This window comes from Paenibacillus sp. FSL H7-0918 (assembly GCF_038007025.1).
Lineage (GTDB): Bacteria > Bacillota > Bacilli > Paenibacillales > Paenibacillaceae > Paenibacillus_AQ > Paenibacillus_AQ odorifer.
On sequence record NZ_JBBOWJ010000001.1, the window covers coordinates 1,999,133 to 2,016,355 of the forward strand.

At 43.7% G+C, this 17,223-nt stretch carries 18 protein-coding genes and 1 riboswitch; of the genes, 4 read left to right on the forward strand and 14 right to left on the reverse strand.

The genetic code is table 11. The annotated features are described in order from the left end of the window. Positions 1–308: 308 nt before the first annotated feature. A complete protein-coding gene (locus MHI15_RS09055) occupies positions 309–971 on the reverse strand; it encodes a YheC/YheD family protein (protein WP_076127972.1) in 663 nt (220 codons plus the stop codon). A gap of 333 nt (positions 972–1,304) precedes the next feature. On the opposite strand from MHI15_RS09055, the gene MHI15_RS09060 reads away from it, so the two are divergent. Beyond that, positions 1,305–1,514: a hypothetical protein gene (locus tag MHI15_RS09060; RefSeq protein WP_036685233.1), complete on the forward strand. Its 210-nt coding sequence runs from the start codon at positions 1,305–1,307 to the stop codon at positions 1,512–1,514. Between the two features lie 451 nt (positions 1,515–1,965). On the opposite strand, the gene MHI15_RS09065 is transcribed toward MHI15_RS09060, so the two are convergent. Together MHI15_RS09065 and MHI15_RS09070 are read right to left on the reverse strand one after the other, a co-directional pair. Next, a complete protein-coding gene (locus MHI15_RS09065; RefSeq protein WP_076128052.1) occupies positions 1,966–2,418 on the reverse strand; it encodes a GNAT family N-acetyltransferase in 453 nt (150 codons plus the stop codon). A gap of 106 nt (positions 2,419–2,524) precedes the next feature. Further along, on the reverse strand, positions 2,525–2,884 hold the full coding sequence (locus tag MHI15_RS09070) for a HesB/IscA family protein (protein WP_076184761.1): 360 nt from the start codon (positions 2,882–2,884) through the stop codon (positions 2,525–2,527). Between the two features lie 458 nt (positions 2,885–3,342). On the opposite strand from MHI15_RS09070, the gene mqnE reads away from it, so the two are divergent. Together mqnE and MHI15_RS09080 are read left to right on the forward strand one after the other, a co-directional pair. Continuing rightward, complete coding sequence (mqnE, locus tag MHI15_RS09075; RefSeq protein ID WP_036685236.1) at positions 3,343–4,449, forward strand: aminofutalosine synthase MqnE; 1,107 nt, start codon at positions 3,343–3,345, stop codon at positions 4,447–4,449. Positions 4,450–4,500: 51 nt separating this feature from the next. Further along, a complete protein-coding gene (locus MHI15_RS09080; protein ID WP_076306975.1) occupies positions 4,501–5,562 on the forward strand; it encodes an NAD(P)/FAD-dependent oxidoreductase in 1,062 nt (353 codons plus the stop codon). 410 nt (positions 5,563–5,972) lie between these two features. On the opposite strand, the gene MHI15_RS09085 is transcribed toward MHI15_RS09080, so the two are convergent. After that, entirely contained in the window at positions 5,973–6,227 is a 255-nt protein-coding gene (locus tag MHI15_RS09085; RefSeq protein WP_036685247.1) for a YuzB family protein, read from the reverse strand. A gap of 81 nt (positions 6,228–6,308) precedes the next feature. On the opposite strand from MHI15_RS09085, the gene MHI15_RS09090 reads away from it, so the two are divergent. Beyond that, positions 6,309–6,557 (forward strand): NifU family protein, encoded by a 249-nt coding sequence (locus tag MHI15_RS09090; protein WP_036685249.1) that lies wholly within the window; start codon positions 6,309–6,311, stop codon positions 6,555–6,557. A 158-nt stretch (positions 6,558–6,715) separates the two neighbouring features. On the opposite strand, the gene MHI15_RS09095 is transcribed toward MHI15_RS09090, so the two are convergent. The 10 genes from MHI15_RS09095 to MHI15_RS09140 form a co-directional block, all read right to left on the reverse strand. After that, positions 6,716–7,582: a MetQ/NlpA family ABC transporter substrate-binding protein gene (locus MHI15_RS09095; RefSeq protein ID WP_036685252.1), complete on the reverse strand. Its 867-nt coding sequence runs from the start codon at positions 7,580–7,582 to the stop codon at positions 6,716–6,718. Positions 7,583–7,639: 57 nt separating this feature from the next. Then, positions 7,640–8,269 carry a methionine ABC transporter permease gene (locus MHI15_RS09100; protein WP_370510697.1) on the reverse strand — a complete coding sequence of 210 codons (630 nt, stop codon included), beginning with the start codon at positions 8,267–8,269 and terminating at the stop codon, positions 7,640–7,642. 29 nt (positions 8,270–8,298) lie between these two features. Beyond that, positions 8,299–9,315, reverse strand: a complete 1,017-nt coding sequence (locus MHI15_RS09105; RefSeq protein WP_076178961.1) for a methionine ABC transporter ATP-binding protein — start codon at positions 9,313–9,315, stop codon at positions 8,299–8,301. A gap of 102 nt (positions 9,316–9,417) precedes the next feature. Next, positions 9,418–9,553: riboswitch (SAM riboswitch) on the reverse strand. A gap of 102 nt (positions 9,554–9,655) precedes the next feature. Continuing rightward, positions 9,656–10,390 (reverse strand): Cthe_2314 family HEPN domain-containing protein, encoded by a 735-nt coding sequence (locus tag MHI15_RS09110; RefSeq protein WP_076178960.1) that lies wholly within the window; start codon positions 10,388–10,390, stop codon positions 9,656–9,658. A 155-nt stretch (positions 10,391–10,545) separates the two neighbouring features. Then, the gene (locus MHI15_RS09115; RefSeq protein WP_445667999.1) at positions 10,546–11,514 is read right to left on the reverse strand and encodes a COX15/CtaA family protein; all 969 of its coding nucleotides are present in this window, start codon (positions 11,512–11,514) and stop codon (positions 10,546–10,548) included. Between the two features lie 117 nt (positions 11,515–11,631). Beyond that, positions 11,632–11,976 carry a thioredoxin family protein gene (locus MHI15_RS09120; protein WP_076127982.1) on the reverse strand — a complete coding sequence of 115 codons (345 nt, stop codon included), beginning with the start codon at positions 11,974–11,976 and terminating at the stop codon, positions 11,632–11,634. A gap of 78 nt (positions 11,977–12,054) precedes the next feature. Then, positions 12,055–13,680: a putative polysaccharide biosynthesis protein gene (locus MHI15_RS09125; protein ID WP_076277561.1), complete on the reverse strand. Its 1,626-nt coding sequence runs from the start codon at positions 13,678–13,680 to the stop codon at positions 12,055–12,057. 26 nt (positions 13,681–13,706) lie between these two features. Beyond that, entirely contained in the window at positions 13,707–14,192 is a 486-nt protein-coding gene (locus tag MHI15_RS09130; RefSeq protein ID WP_038573189.1) for a DUF456 domain-containing protein, read from the reverse strand. A gap of 58 nt (positions 14,193–14,250) precedes the next feature. Then, the gene (locus MHI15_RS09135) at positions 14,251–15,018 is read right to left on the reverse strand and encodes a Cof-type HAD-IIB family hydrolase (RefSeq protein WP_076302418.1); all 768 of its coding nucleotides are present in this window, start codon (positions 15,016–15,018) and stop codon (positions 14,251–14,253) included. A gap of 75 nt (positions 15,019–15,093) precedes the next feature. Then, complete coding sequence (locus tag MHI15_RS09140; RefSeq protein WP_076279678.1) at positions 15,094–17,199, reverse strand: peptidoglycan D,D-transpeptidase FtsI family protein; 2,106 nt, start codon at positions 17,197–17,199, stop codon at positions 15,094–15,096. Between the last annotated feature and the right edge of the window lie 24 nt (positions 17,200–17,223).

Below are 17,223 nucleotides of genomic sequence, written 5' to 3' on the forward strand. Positions count from 1 at the left end.
ATCTACCTTTCCTTTATTTGGATCTGAATCTATCATATCAAACTATCATTTTTCGAACAAGCGTTCGCGTTATCCACAAGTACATGTGGAAATCCTGTGTATAAAATGTGTGTAAGCGTTATAAAGGTACTAGCTACACAGTGGACTATGGGGATAATAGTTATACACAGGATTGAACCACTTGTATAAAGCAAAAAATATATTTTTATTGTAAATAAATTACAATGTTATTTACCCCAAAAGAACGCAACTAAACGCAATTTTATCTTACTACTCTATTATCGTCAATTCTTAAAATAATTGTTAATTTATTGAGGTCTTGTATTAACCTCCAAAATCCATATTTTCCCCGAATAATCTACAGCATAATCAAAGCCCAGCTCACCTATTCCCGGAAAATGCCGTTCCATAATTCCGATACATACATGGGTTAGTCTCCGCATTTCTGCTTTCTTCGCTGAAGCTTTAATCCGCGGCAACGATCTACGAAGTCCTTCACGACATGATAGCATCGTTCCCCCTTTACAAAGATTGGTTACGAACAGACCTGGCCGAGCCAATCTCCCTACCATGGAGCGAAATTCCCAAACCTCACCATTCTTAACTACTTTGACCCGATAATCAATAGGCCGTCCACCGATTCTCGCAAGGGAAATCCCTTGTTGAATCAAATATCTGCGTCTTGCCTTCACAGTATTAAGCGCACGTCTCATGGATCCAAAATCCTTGTAAATTCGAGTTCTGTCCATATAGGTGAATCCATAACCGCGACTATCCCGAAAAACTTTGATTACACCGTAACCTCCGCCACCCACAATAGGTTTAATGACAACATTTCCATATCTACGAAGCATTGCCAGGAGCGTTTCTGCCCTGTACCCCCTCGTCATTGGGATATAGGGTGCAACCCGAGCGTCGGTCAGCAACGCCTCTGTCTTCAGCCACTTACTGGCCAATTGTCTTCCTGCCATCGTCCTTTCCCTCCCTTCACAATCCAGCCTACCCTATACATTACTCAGAGAAGGTCTCGCCCTCTTGTATGATTGTCCGTGTAAGATGCCGCTCTTAGCAAAAAGGGCTTAGTGTTTAGCACAGCATCAGTCGACAGCGACAGGGTACAACCGCGGATTTTGTAGATTCAGTTCTCAAGAAATTCGACATCAATATCTTAATGGATGAGTTCACTATAACTAGAATAATCTTCAAAATCGTTGTATTATTAATAGCGGTTACATTTTCAATTTCTACTATTATAGTGAGTACTAACAGAATCACTAAAAAGCACAGCGCGGGGAGGGCTCAGAATGGCACAGTTTTTTGAGGTTTTATATTGGGTGGCTATGCTTGGGATGTCCATTGTATTGGCTGGAACGACTATACTGATCTGCGCCATTGGCTTTAAATTTATTAAAGACAAACGCAGAGCACTGGGTACGGGCTGTATCGCCTTCTCCCTTGGAGCTGCAGCACTCATCGTATTTATGATTAATTACAAGTTTATTATTCCAGCCTAATGTACGCAGGGACTGCCTATAAACAGCTTATTTCTATGCACAGACGGTCCGACCATCGCAAAAAACAACAGAGCAGCCATTCTCCAGTTATGTGGAGAATCGCTGCTCTGTGTTTTTAAACAATAGCTATCTGCTTCAACAGTGTCGTTAACCCATGAGCATTTCGGACCCAGATGACGTTATTTGCAGATTTTCAACCTTTGAGGCGTGGTTTCGGACTCCAGTGACACTATCGCTTAGAAAGAGCTTCATATTTACTGATTTTCATAGCAATAGCGGCAATGCGGTCCGTTGGCACCACAAATATGGGAAAATGCGGCGTTTAGGGTCCTCTGTGTCCGATACCTGGCTTGCGATACATGATTAGCGATATATCGTTTGCTTCCTATGTAAAAGAATAAAGAGCTACCCCAGCGCCCATTAAATGGCTTCTGAGAAACTCCCCTATTACTCATAAATCCAGCGACAGGCGTATCATATCTATGACTTGAATCCCATTTTCAAAGATTTCTTCACTGTAATGCCTAATAAAAAAATCTCTGTCAATGCCGGTGATTCTGAATCCACATTTCTGATAAAGTGCCAATTGTCCAACGCTCGAATTTCCTGTGCCAATTTCAATGGTTTTGGCTCCAAGCAGCTTGGCATTCTGAATCGCATGGTTCAGCAGCTGCTTACCTATTCCTTGCCCGTGTTTATTTTCGTCGACGGCGATATTTACGATCTCTACAGTCTCCGGTCTTGTCTGCAGCACAACGTAGACTCCGATGATGCTGTTATCCACCTCAGCCACACAACATAACCCTCTTTGTAAATATCCGTTAACTAAGCTCTCCGAAGGATCTGCTAATAGAAGTAATTCTAATGGAGGCTGTTCACCAGCTTTTAATTTTCTGATTTCCATTTCCATTTCCGAACTCCTTGTGATGATTTTTGTCATTGAGAATAAAAAAACTCCAAGCCTGTGTTGTTAGAATCCAACACAGGGCTTGGAGCCGTGATTGCTGTGATTAGCAAGGCTCTTCGTTAGGTTTCCCTGCATCCGTAGCTGTACGGAAGCTTGAACCGCAGCCGCAAGTTGCAGTAGCGTTAGGGTTGTTGATGGTGAAACCACCCGTCATGCCGGATTCTTCAAAGTCGATTTCAAGACCGTCCAGGTAACGAAGGTTCTCCTTCTCCACAACCACTTTCATGGCTTGAATGTCCATATATACGTCCTGATCGGTTTCATTATCATCAAAGCCCATAGCGTACGAGAATCCACTGCAACCGCCGGGCGTTACTCCAATACGGAGGAACATGTTCGGTACTTCTTGTTCAGCAAGCATCGCCTTTAATTGTTCTGCTGCCTTTTCACTAATATTAATCATGATCTCATCCTCCTACAAATTTGTCTCCCTTCATAAGCGGAAACTTATGTTTAAGGGACCTTCCGGCCAAAAGTTATTTTTTAAAAATATAAGAAAGTATAAGTGTTGCACCTATTCTTTATGTCTTATATTTCTCGCTTAAACGCTTATCAACTTTATAAGGATGCCAATGACGTTTATGCTTGATAAATTCAGTATAACCGACTATTCCGTTACCCTCAAGTCACAACTGCCTTAGGCATGACCCTTCACAGCAAAAAACACCATCAATATCAAGCTGTTGATACCCTTAGGAGAGTAGGTTTATAATAGGGAAGGCACTCTAAGTAAAAATTCGGAAATTTGTCACGGAGGCAAGCTCGCCTCTTTCTTTTTTAGAATGAACAGCTACCACTTGGGTACGTCTGGAATTTATCTTCGAGCAATCTGCTCGTAAACTTTCAGGAGGAAATCATAATATGTCTACTCTTTTTACCCCCCACACGGATGCCCGAATGGCGAACATTATTGATAAGGTTCGCAGCGGCGAAAGATTGAATTTGGAAGATGGCGTTTATTTATATCAAAGCAACGATTTACTTACCATTGGCCAGCTAGCGAATGAAGTCAATATCGCCAAGAATCACAACCGGGTATATTTTATCGAAAACATGAGTCTATATTTCACCAATGTTTGCGAATCGCACTGTGCATTCTGCAATTTCCGCAAAGATGATGGAGAAGAGGGAGCCTATACCCTTTCCGGTCAGGAAATGGTGCAATATGTCGAACAGCATATCCACCCAGGCGTACGCGAATTCCATATTGTTGGTGGCCATAACGACAAGGTTCCCTTCCAATATTATGTGGATTCTTTAAAAGCTTTGAACGAACGTTTCCCTGAGGTTACCTTAAAAGCCTACACTGCCGCTGAAATTGATTTTTTCACCCGTATTAGCGGTTTGAGTATTCGTGAGGTACTGGAACAATTGCGTGCTGCTGGACTTAAAACACTCACCGGTGGTGGCGCAGAGATATTATCCGACCAATATCGTAAAAAAATGCGTGTAGACAAAGCTAATGTGGAAGAATATCTGGAAGTCCATCGGACAGCACATCAGCTTGGGATGAAGACCCATACCACTATGCTGTACGGCTCCATTGAATCTCATGAAGACCGTATCCGCCATATGATGCAAATCCGTGATTTGCAGGACGAAACCAATGGCTTTATGGTATTCATTCCATTGTCCATGCAGCCTAAGAATAAAAACGCTGGCATCATGCGCCGCAACTCTGCTTATGAGGATCTGAAGACCATTGCGATCAGCAGATTGATGTTGGACAATTTCGATCACATCAAAGCGTACTTCATTAACATTGGCCCTCAGCTTACTCAAGTTGCGCTGAACTTCGGTGCATCAGATGTGCATGGCACAATTCTAAAAGAACGTATCAGCCACGCGGCTGGCGCCTTAACACCGGAAGGTCTGACTCGCGACGAATTGATCTGGCTAGTGAAAGGTGCTGGACGAATTCCTGTCGAACGTGACACTTTCTATAATGAAGTTAAGGTATACGAATAAGAAGACTACCTGAGATTTGTTATCCCATATTGGAAAGGAAGTTCGGTCAGCATGAGAACAATACTCGTTCTTGGCGGTGGCTACGGCGGCCTAGCCTTAATTCAAGAATTACTCAATAATCATCTTCCTCATGATGTTGAAATTATCTTAATTGACCGAATGCCATATCAAGGAATCAAAACGGAATATTATGCGCTCGCCGCAGGTACCGTAACTGATTATCACCTGCGCATTCATTTTCCGGTTCACCCCCGGCTTACTGTCCGGTACGGTGAAGTGAGTTCCATTGATTTGGAGAGCAAAATAGTCAGTATGGAATCCGGTGAGATTGTATCTTATGATCTCCTAGCCATTGCTCTTGGCTGTACCGACAATTACCACAACATCCCTGGTGCTGATCAATATACCTGCAGCATCCAGACCTTTGCTGGTACTCGGGAAACCTACCGCCGTTTAAATGATGTGAAGCCTTACGGAACGATAAACATCGTAGGTGGAGGATTAAGCGGTGTTGAATTAGCTGCAGAGCTTCGGGAGAGCCGTCCAGACCTTAACATTGCTATTCTGGATCGCGGTGAACGTGTTTTGTCTGCCTTTCCGGCAAAGCTGTCACAGTACGTAGAGGAATGGTTTCATCACCATCAGGTGCAAACGCTAGGACGAATCTCTGTATCTCATGTAGAGAAGGATTCGATTTTTAACGGTACCGAGGAAATCCTTTCAGATGTGACAGTATGGACCGCAGGGATTCAACCTGTAAAAGTAGTTCAAGATTTGAATGTGTCGAAGGACCGCGGTGGACGGATTATGCTGGATGAGTATTATCGTATACCGGATTATCCGGAGGTATATGTGATTGGTGACTGTGCCAGTCTGCCATTCGCACCAAGCGCACAAGCCGCTGGAGCACAGGGTGAGCAGGTAGCTCAGGTTATTCAATCCACTTGGCGCGGTGAGACTCCTAAGCTTCATCCTATTCGCCTGAAGGGTACTTTAGGGTCACTAGGCAAAAAAGCAGGATTCGGACTTATGGGACAACGCTCCGTCAAAGGACGGGTTCCCCGCATCCTCAAGAGCGGAGTGCTCTGGATGTCGAAACGCACTTTAGGATAAGCCTATGATTGGTTCATAAGTATTAAAGGAAGCTACTCTCAGATAAACACGAGAGTAGCTTTCTTACGTTATTGGTGCGTATACCCTTCGGACTCAGATGACCTTATTCGCAAATTTTCAGCCTATGAAGGAGAGTTTCGGACTCTAGTGAAGTTATTGCTAATAATAAGGTTCATTTATGCTGTTTTTCAGGTGAATAGTGACTATGGGGTCCGATAGCAATCCAAATGTAGGAAAACACTCAATATAAGGTCGCCTGAGTCCAGTGGCACCTTCACGGTAGCCCCTGCACTCTCCAATATGTTGCCTAATCGATCAAATTGGTGGATTTTGTTCAAGTAAGGTTCCAAAAAGAGGGAGCACTCCATAATTTAGATTATGGAGTGCTCCCTCTTTTTTTCTCGAGAAATTTAGTCAAGATCTATATTAAACCAAGCCTCAAGCTCTTTGATCTTGGCCTCAATTTTCTCTTCTAGCTCTGCAACAGTGTCTGCTGCAATAATGTCACCTTCAACCATGGCGAAAGGCATTAAATAACACTCTCCACAATTGTTCAGACATCCGTATTCAATAACATCATAATCTGGATTTTCCTCCAGCTTATGCATTAGCTTGTCTGTTCCGTGACCCATGTTGCTGGAACAAAATTCAATAATTGGTCTCATGATGATCTCCCTATTCCGCCTAACCATTTTATTTTTTAACTTTTTGTACTATAATGAACTTACGAAAGGAGTGATTGAGAAATGAGTGAGAATGCACAAAGCACCGAAATGTATGATGAAGTACTAGAAGTGCTGGATAAGCTTCGTCCGTTCCTGCAGCGCGATGGCGGTGACGTAGAACTGGTCGATGTGGAAGACGGCATCGTTAAGTTGAAACTTATGGGTGCCTGCGGCAGCTGCCCAAGCTCCACGATCACCTTGAAAGCCGGGATTGAACGCGCCCTCCTTGAAGAAGTAGAAGGCGTTGAAGAAGTAGTTCAAGTATTCTAAATCCCGTTCAATAACCCTCCCGATTCTCCTGTATAGGAGATCGGGATTTTCTTATTATAGAGGATTTAACATTCTCTCACAACCTTAGAACATAAAACCCGCAAGCCAACTTGGCTGCGGGTTCTTGTTATGACTATAGACGAATTTAGCTTCATTCCTTAAAACGCTGGAATGATCGCACCTTCGTACTTTTCTTCAATGAAAGCTTTAGCTTCTGGAGAATTCAGGGCAGCAACCAGCTTTTTGATGGCTTCGGAATCTTTATTGTCTTGACGGGTTACCAAAATGTTAGCATAAGGGGAATCTACACCCTCGATGAACAATGCATCTTTAGTTGGCACAAGACCAGCGTCTAGTGCAAAGTTCGTGTTGATCAAAGCAAGGTCTACCTCATCCAGTTGACGTGGGAGCATAGCTGCTTCCAACTCAATGATGTCGAGATTTTTCTTGTTTTCAGTGATATCTGCTTTTGTTGCAGCAATGTTTGTATCATCTTTCAAGGTAATCAGACCATTTTTTGCAAGTAGGATTAGTGCACGGCCACCGTTAGTAGCATCGTTCGGAATGGCAACTTTTGCACCATCAGCCAACTCATCGATCGATTTGATTTTTTTGGAATAAGCCCCAAAAGGTTCAACGTGAACGGATGCAACAGAGACCAGGTCGGTTTTATTATTTTTGTTTTGGTCATCCAGATACGGTTGGTGTTGGAAAAAGTTAGCATCTAACTCCTTCTCATCAAGCTGCACGTTAGGTTGAATATAGTCAGTGAATTCTTTGATTTCAAGTGTAATTCCATCTTTTTCAAGCAATGGAGCAATAGCCTTCAAAATTTCAGCATGAGGAACAGGTGAGGCACCAATAACCAATTTCACTGGATCTTTAGTAGGTTCACTTGTTGCTTCTGCGTTTGGTGCTGTTGTAGCAGCCGAGCTCCCAGCATTATTAGATGCATTGTTGTTACCGCAAGCCGCAAGCACCGCAACCAGTGTCAGGCTAAAAAATGTAAGTAGTACTTTTTTCATTGTAAATCCCCCTCTAATCTATATTTTGTATTGAATAAGGATATATATGGATGTACCTTATTTCCGTGTGTAATGTTTTACGAGTCGGTCACCGGCCATTTGTAGCAATTGCACCAGTACGACAATAAATACTATAGAAACAATCATAATCTCCGTCTCATAGCGGTGGTAGCCGTAACGAATCGCCAAGTCACCTAATCCGCCGCCCCCAACCATACCAGCCATTGCTGTATAGGAGACCAGTGTAACCAGTGTGATCGTAACTCCAGCGAGCAGACCTGGACGAGCTTCTGGCAAAAGAACACGCATAACGATTTGGTTCGTCGATGCTCCCATACCTTGTGCGGCTTCGATGACTCCGCGGTCTACCTCTCTTAACGACGTCTCTACCAAGCGGGCAAAAAACGGAGCTGCACCAATCACCAGAGGTGGAATCGTACCGAGTACACCAATGGAGGTTCCAACAACGGCTTTGCTGAAAGGAATTAGAGCCACCATCAAAATGATAAAGGGTACGGAACGTAGAATATTTACAAGTAATGATAAGACCGAGTAAGTTACTCTGATTACTATACTATTCGATTTCCCCCATAAATACAATAGAATTCCGAGTGGTAAACCAAGAATAATTGTGAACAATCCGGAAAAAAATATCATTTTTATAGTAGCAACCGTAGCATCCATCATTTCTTGCCAATTTAGATCTGCAAAATTCATTACGAAATCACCTCCACATCAAGGCCTTGAGCAATTAGCCTGGAGATCGTTACAGCAATCGCCTCAGCTGGCCCTTCGAACCGCACAATCATCTGTCCATAAGGCACATCTTTAATCGTTGAAATGGTACCATGTAAGATTGCAAAGCTTACACCCGTATCACGCACGACATCGGATAGTGCCGAGCCGTAAGTTTTTTCTCCGAAAAAAGTAATTTTGACAGCTTGAGAGTTATCCCCGGCAGCAGCATCAAGCGCCACTCGAAGAGGTCCTTCATTCTGTGTCTCACTGCGGATGAAATCGCGTGTAACCTCATGCTGCGGCTTGAGAAATACCTCTGTAACTTTGCCTTGCTCAACAATCCCACCACCATGAATGACCGCGACACGGTCGCAGATGCTCTGGATTACATGCATTTCATGTGTGATCAGCACAATGGTCAAATGGAATCTTTTATTAATATCGAGCAGCAGCTTAAGAATGGAGTCCGTTGTCTGGGGATCAAGCGCAGAAGTGGCCTCGTCACACAGCAGTACATCAGGGTCACTGGCTAGTGCCCGGGCGATGCCGACCCGCTGCTTTTGTCCTCCAGATAACTGAGAAGGATACTTACCTTTATGTTCTTCGAGCCCAACTAAAGCGAGCAAGTCTTTCACTTTTGTATCAATAGCTGTTCTAGATGTACCTGCAAGGCGCAGTGGAAAGGCAATATTATCGTATACGGTCGCCGAAGACAGCAAATTGAAATGTTGAAAAATCATCCCAATCTTGCGCCGCTGTTCCTGCAGCTGACCTTGGTTAAGACTGGTTAGCTCAACACCGTCTACCCAGACCTCTCCTTCTGTCGGACGTTCCAACAGATTAATGCAACGGATCAATGTACTTTTCCCGGCTCCAGAGTGGCCGATGACTCCGAATATTTCACCTTTCTCGATGGACAGATTCAATCCAGAAAGTGCTGTTGCCGCATTACTCCCTTTTCCATAAACCTTTGTTATCCCTTTTAGATTAATCAACTCTCGTCGCCCCCCCTTTATACTTCACTTATTCTATACAAAAAAACCTCCAACGATCGATGCAGATCGCAAGAGGCTCTGTGGGTTTATTAAGACAATGCCTTCTCATCTGCCAACGACCGCAACCTGCGCCATTGTAGGAATTAGCACCATGACATTTGTACAACGCTTCCCGCGCTGGATACAAATCGGTTGCCGGGCTTCATCGGGCCTATCCCTCCGCCGCTCTCGATAAGATAAAGTTATGAAATTATATTTTTTCTGAAATCGTACATACTTTAATGCAAGCATAAGTATAGTGAGTTTATCTATTTTTGTCAAAAGGAAATATATTGAACAATTACGATTTTATGCTCTTTGCCTTGCTTATTTCCTTACGCAGCTGTTCATTGCTGTAGCTGAATGCCGCGATTAATGTCTTACAGTTCATTTCGAGCGATTGTTTTAAATCCTCAAGATGGCTATCCAGATCCTCGAGCTGAATTTTGTCATGCAGACCTTGGTGCCGCTGCCACAAATCATCCTGCATTTCGGAATTCATATAATGAATTTCAGCATTTCTGCGCTTGCGTAAATTCTCCAATGGATCGCGGTAGGAGTTCTTAATCTCTTCCAGTTGATCCGCTAATGCAGGATGCACATTCAATAATTGAAGCTGACGCAGCACTGTAAAGTAAGAAAAGTGCGTTTTTAATTTGGATGTTTTGAGATCATAAAAATGATTCAGTACCGTCCCAAGCTTGTCCAGAAGAGAGAAAACCCGGATAAAGCCATCTTTATAAAAATAAACATAACGTGCATAATCGCCCTGTTCCACCGGTGTCATATCATCCATATAACCCGCAATCACTAATTTCCGGTAAAAAGCGGCCGCGAACCAACTTTGCTCCAGTTCATCCAGAGAGGAAATCAGCCCACGTGTCCAAATCTCCAGCTTGCGGTATTCATGGTCATTATCCTCATGGGCACTCATTTCCTTGCGCAGCAATGCTGCAAAAGTGGCCATATTCTCCATCGCATCAGCCAACACACCGCTGTTCTTTCGAGGCGGCTCTCCAAGTAATACCCGCAGCATATCCCAGTCCTCCTAAAGTTTTGTTCAGCGTCTGCTTCCATGGACTGCTTCGTACAAAACTCGCGACGTAAGCATCGGCCAATCAGCTCCACGATATACCGATTTCCACTTTATTATTCCGCGGGTGAAGCGCCTCTATCCACGGAGGGAATGTTCTACCAAGGCGGTGGAATCATTGGGTTCGTTACATTTTTTCCAGACACGACACTACTCGCGCGATTTAGCTGCCAGACTCTTACACTCATATAACATAAGACACCAAACAAACTGGCAATCAGCAAAATATGAGCCAAAGCGGCAAATATGTACAGCCTTTCATTATCTAGAGTGTAAACCACAGCCGCCCCACTAAATACCTGCATCAAGCATAACAGCACTGCAGCTATACCTAGCGCTCTAAGCTCTGGATAATCCTTATGTTTCCAAAATGCTAAATGCCCGAGCAGCGCAGTAAGCATGAATAAGATTAAAGCCGCAATCCGATGCGTAAAAACAACACCTACTCCTCCGGAAAGCTCCGGAACCCATTCTCCATTACAAAGCGGCCAACCCGAACACCCGCCTTGTGAATCCGTATGACTTACAAAGGCTCCAATATACACGACAATATAAGAATAGATGGCAGTAAAACAGGTTAAATTGCGAAATACCTTACTTACGGGCTTCTTTTGAGCCTCCAGCTTATGATCATACTCGCGCGCTTCATGCCATCTCTTGGTTCCAAGAGCCAACATCATAGCGCTTGAAAAGGCGATCAAAGAAAAACCCATATGCAGCGCCATTACAGCGGCGGATTGGGATTTAATTACTGCAAGCGCTCCCATACCACCTTGAACGATGACGAATAATAAAGTCATAAATGCATATCCCAGCAAATCGCGCCGAGTACGGGCATAACGCCAAAAAGCAAACATCGAGGCAAGTGAGAATAACCCTGCCAAACCGCTAAACAAGCGATGGGTGTATTCAATCATCGAACCTATAGTATAAGCCGGAATTAATTTTCCATGACAGAGCGGCCATTCATTTCCGCATTCCAAGCCCGATCCAGTCTTCGTCACTACCGCTCCTCCGAGTACAGCGAGGAACATGATAAGGCAAGTAAGATAACTAAGCCATTTCAACTGATTTGTCGTCAAAAATATCACCCGCAGTTTTTAGTAATGAAGAAGCAGCCAGACTTATATTTCAAAAAAACCACCGCTTTGCACAAACAGGCGAAAGCGGTGGTTCCTTAGGAATTACTTTTGAAGGCTTTGATGCACTTGGACCGCTTTATCAAGGAAATTCTCAATCTCTTCACGGGATTTGCGCAATTTATTAACGAATCTAACCAATTCCCGTCCATCCGAATATGCGACGAAGCTTGGAATACCCATAATATTTTGTTCTTGGCTAACATCGCCCACGGCATCAACATCTACCTCAACCAGTGTAAGGCGGTCTGCATAAGACTGCTCTACCTCTGGGATAAAAGGATCGATAAATTTGCAATCCGAGCACCAGTCAGCCTTGAAGATGGCCACTGTTAATCGAGGTGATTGAATGGCTACCTGAAATTCAGCAGGAGAACTAATTTTGTCCATGATTTACTCAGTCCCTTCTTCAATATCTGTCTATTTTCTACTCTTTAAGTGAAGCAAAATGCAGTGTAGAAGTCAAACCTATTCTCTCATACGAACACGTGCAGGCTGTAACTTCATCAGCGGATTCAATAATTTTTGCAGCGCCCGCGGATAACTGGAGATTTCCTGTTTAGTCAGCACACCCAGCACAATAAGCAGTACTAGATAAATAACAACAACGGCTGCCCCTACAACAAGACAAGTGATCAGAAACGCCAAACGTGCCGGCATCAGATCCGTTAACAAAATTCCAGCTTCATTCAAGCCATAACCAATCCCGCCGGACACAAGTACCGCAATCGCGAAACCGCCCCAACGTTTGCCCATAATTTCAAATGGCACAATCGATTTCAGCATCCGTAAGTTAAGCAAAGTAATGACCACGAAACAAAGTGCTGTTGCACCGATAATTCCGTAGATGCCAAATACCTTACTAAGTAATAAGCTTGCCACTAATTTTACAATAATACCCGCTAACACATAATACATGGAAATTCGCGATTTGCCCATACCTAACAAAATAGAGTTCGTTGTCATCATCGTAATCTGAAAGATCGTTCCTAAAGTAAGCATGGCTACGATACCACTGCCATCTAAACTACTGAATAAGAGACCATTAACTGAATATGCAGCAACTACGAGTGATAGAACAATCGGTGCTCCTGTTAAAATAGAGATACGAAGCGCTAACGTCACTTGCCCTTTTAGATGTTTCTCATCCCGACGGGCATATGCAGCTGAAATAATTGGTATTAGTGAAGTGCTCAGTGCTATAGAAAGAACCGGCGGAATCCCGGCGACACTCTGTGCCCGACTCCCGAAAATACCCAAAGCACGTGTGGCATCAGCTACACCAACTTGTCCACTCAGTAACGGTACAATTAAAGATGTATCAATAAAGTTCACTACTGGAACCGTAACTGAAGATAGAACGATAGGAATGGATAATTTAAATATATCCTTATAAATTCCAAATAGAGGAAGCTTCGCTTCATTCGTTTCGTATAACGCAGTTTGCCCCTCACTACGCCGTAATTTCATAGCGTAATAGAGCATTACACCAAAAGCACCAACACTACCAAATACACTACCGAATGATGCTCCAGCAGCCATCCAAGTGTTGTCGTACCCTTTTTGTAACAATACAAATGCCAGAAGAACAGCTGTAGATACCCTCGCGATCTGCTCCACAATTTGAGAGATGCCACCAGCCATCATATTATTCCGCCCTTGAAAGTACCCACGCATCATTGCTATAGAAGGGAAGAGTAGGAGTGCCGGAGCTATGGCCCGGATCGCCAAAGTACTTTCAGGAACTTTTGCATATTCTGCATAATAAGGAGCACCTATGTATAACAATGCGCTCATAATTACGCCAACTACAACACCAAAGATTAATGCCGCCCGATACACCTGCTGAGCTTCATTTGGTCTATTCAGTGCATAACGCTCAGATACCATTTTACTTAATGTACTTGGAATCCCTGCTGTAGCCAGCGGTAATAACATTAAATAAACTGTGTTTGCCTGTGTAAATGAAGCATTACCAACATCATTAAATAAATGCTCCAGCGGCACACGCTGGACAAGCCCGAGTACCCTTGCCACCAAAGCTGCAGCAGCAAGGATAAGCGTGCCTTTAACAAAAGACTCTTTCTTGGACAAACTCTTTCCCCTTCTTCACTGTTAAATTAAAACCGGGCGACCCATATAAAAAAGAGGACGACCATAATTACCTGCAACACGATTTTGACCAAGGTGCTGCTAAATAAGCCGAGTATGGAGCCAACACTTACCTTAGCAGCTTTAGACGGGGAAGATCCCACGATCAGTTCTCCAATAAAAGCCCCTAGAAATGGTCCAATGATAAGACCAAAAGCGGGAATAACAAAAGGTCCCAAGATCAGCCCGATCGTGCTCCCGATAATCGATGAACGTGAACCGCCAAATTTTTTGACACCCCACGCTCCTACAACATAATCAGCAACAAAAAGAACTACAACGATCAGTGTTTGAATAATCCAGAACCAAACCCCAAAGGGCTCAAAAGAAAAGAACCAGCCGTATACAAAAAAGGCAAGATAGATCGCTAACGCACCCGGCAGTATGGGATACACAGCCCCTGCCAATCCTACAGCAAACAAAACAATAATAAGAATCCAACCCAGGATCGTCAATTCCTTAACCTCCTACTAGCATAATGCTCCATGGATTCACTTCGCAGTACTGCTTTTATTATTTGCTGCCTACAGAGGCTGCAGCTTCGGTAAAGATATACTTTTGGATGACCTCGGCAATCCCGTCTTGATTATTGGTCGCCACCACAACATCAGCCTCTTGTTTAACCGTCTTTTGCGCATTGCCCATGGCAACCCCAAGCCCAGCCTGCTGGATCGCCGCCAGATCGTTAAGGCTGTCGCCCACAGCTACAACTTGCGACATTTCTATTCCCAGCAGCTTGCAGACTTCCTTTATTCCTGCTGCCTTATTCACGCCTAGAGGATTAATCTCCAGATTGTGCGGAGAAGAGTTCGTGATCTCCAGTCCACCCATATCTTGAAGACGAAGCAACAGCTTATGACGAAGCTCATCATCTTCAGTGTGATAACCGAATTTAAGCCATTCTCTACCCGTTACATCCCCATCCCAGTTATCCTGTTTAAGAACTTCGTCCAGAGAATAAGCCCAGAACCAGATGTCATCTGCTTTTGCAAGATCATACATTTCTTGTACCAGCTTGGGATCCATTAGTGATCTCCGGTATATTTCATGTGGCGCTCTCCACACCTCACTGCCGTTCACAGTGATCATCGGTGTCTCTAAACCTAGCTGCTCTGCATAGGGTAAGGCACTTACAAATGCCCGGCCTGTCGACAGACAGACATGAACGCCTGCGTTGACCGCCTTTTGAATCCATTCCACCGTTGTGGGTGTAATTATCTGATCATCATTCAGTAGGGTTCCATCCATATCCAATGCAAGCAGGCGGTATTTGGCAATCATTTGCCACCCCTCCATTCTTGTATGCTCTCTATTGAGAAGCTGTTTATTTTTTAGATCTTAGCCATAGGGTCAGAGTTACTCGGTACCTGTAGTCTCTCCCTCCTTCGCATTATCATTAGTATTATTGCCAGACTGGAGACTTTTCTTTGGAACTCCATCAAGCCCATATTCCCAATCATAGGCATCAAATATTTTACGTGCGACTGGTGCCGCACTTTGTGAACCAAAACCACCTTCAGGGATTACAACCGCCACAGCCAACTTAGGATTATTACGTGGAGCATATGCAATAAATACCCCATTATCGCGAATTTCACCCTTAGCTACTTGCTGAGAGGTTCCCGTCTTACGGGCAAAGTCATAAGGGAAATCAGAAAAAGCACTAACTTCACTTCGCATCCCCTGCTTAATTTCATTCCAGTAGGACTTATCGAAGTTTGTTACTTCATCGAGCACCTCACGTTTAAACTCTTTGACTATATTTCCATCTGCATCAGTAATCTTGCTAACCAATTGAGGTTTAATCCGCTGTCCTTCATTAGCAAGTGTTGTAACATACTGCGCAAGCTGCATTACTGTATAACTTCCTTGTTGTCCGAAAGAGGCATAGACCAGTGCGGACTGCGCACTACCAGCAGCTTCTATATTGGTATAGTTTCTTTGACCCAAGAATTCATTTGGCAGGTCAATTCCCGTAGATACACCAAGGCCGAACTCTTTCATATAGACATCCCAGATGTCTATCCCCTTGCTTTTATATTTGTCATACAATCTTTTACCGACCATATCGACCATAAATGCATTCGAGGATTTCTCAATGGCTCTAGCAGGATCCAAAGAACCATATACGTGGTTAGAAGAGTTTCTTACCTTCGTTTCATGCCCAGACTTACCAAAAGTCGCAAAACCTTTATCCTGATAATACGATGAAGTTGAAAACAACCCTTCATTCAGGCCCACGAGTACACTCAAAGGTTTAATCGTTGAACCTAGAAGCAATACAGATCTTAGTCCATTCCCTGAGGTTCCTGAAGAAATAGGAGTTATCGTGCCGTTCTGATAGTTATCCATAATACTGTTCCAGACATCTGCAGATAAAGAACCCGTTGTCCAAACATTCGTATCATAGTCAGGCATACTCGCCATAGCAACAATATTGCCAGTATCTACTTCCATCGCTACTGCATATCCCGTTAAAGCATTCGGATGCGTTCTGCCTTGTACGGTATTAGAGTGCAACCATTTGAGCTGATCTGTTATCGCCTGTTCTGTCTTCATCTGAACGTTCTTATTAATCGTTGTCCAGATGTCATTTCCTTTGACAGGCGGAACGACACGCTCAATTTTCTCCGCCATATTCTGTGGATTGACGGAAATTTCCTGATAGCCGTTTTGCCCGCGAAGCTCACGCTGATATTTCAGCTCCAGCCCATCGAAGCCAACAAATTCATCATCCTTATACGTTAGCCCTGGCTCCGGATTGTTTTTCATAGCACTTAGAATGTTTTTATAAATATTAAGACTGTTCGCGGATTTGAAGGGTTTGATATAACCAATCGTCTGTACAGCAACCGTATCTTTATCGTAATGACGAATGCTCTCCTCGACAATCTCAAGCCCCGGATATTCTCCTTTATGTTCCATGAAATAAGCAACTTCTTCAGTAGTCAGATCAGCCTTAATTCGCCGTGCCATAAAGCCAAGTGATTTACGAAAATATAAATCCAACACATCAATTACATCTTTCTCCGTCATCTTCTCTGCATTTGGATCCCCATATTTATTGAAATCAGCTACCAGCTTGGCTGCCAATGCATCAGACTTGGCCTTAGCCTCTGGGGTCAGCGTTGTTTTACCGGTGACTTTATCTGTTTCCTTAGCCGTATACTCTTTATTGAGTGTGATATACAGCGATTGAACAGGTGTGGAATAAGCTAGCTTCTCACCACCTGCAGCGTATATAACCCCTCTCATGGAAGCTAACGGTACATTTTTAGTATCTCTACTCGTCTCTACCTCAGTTAAAGTTGGACCTTCCACGAACTGCAGAACAGCTAGTCGGATGATGATTACGCAAAATATAACGAACGTGCTAAAGAAAAACACGTTGAGTCGCAGGCCAATGGAACTTTTGCTGCTGGTCTCGTCAGGAGGTGAGGCCTGCTTACGGAAAAAACTCACAGTTTTTCTCTCCTTTTTCTCTAA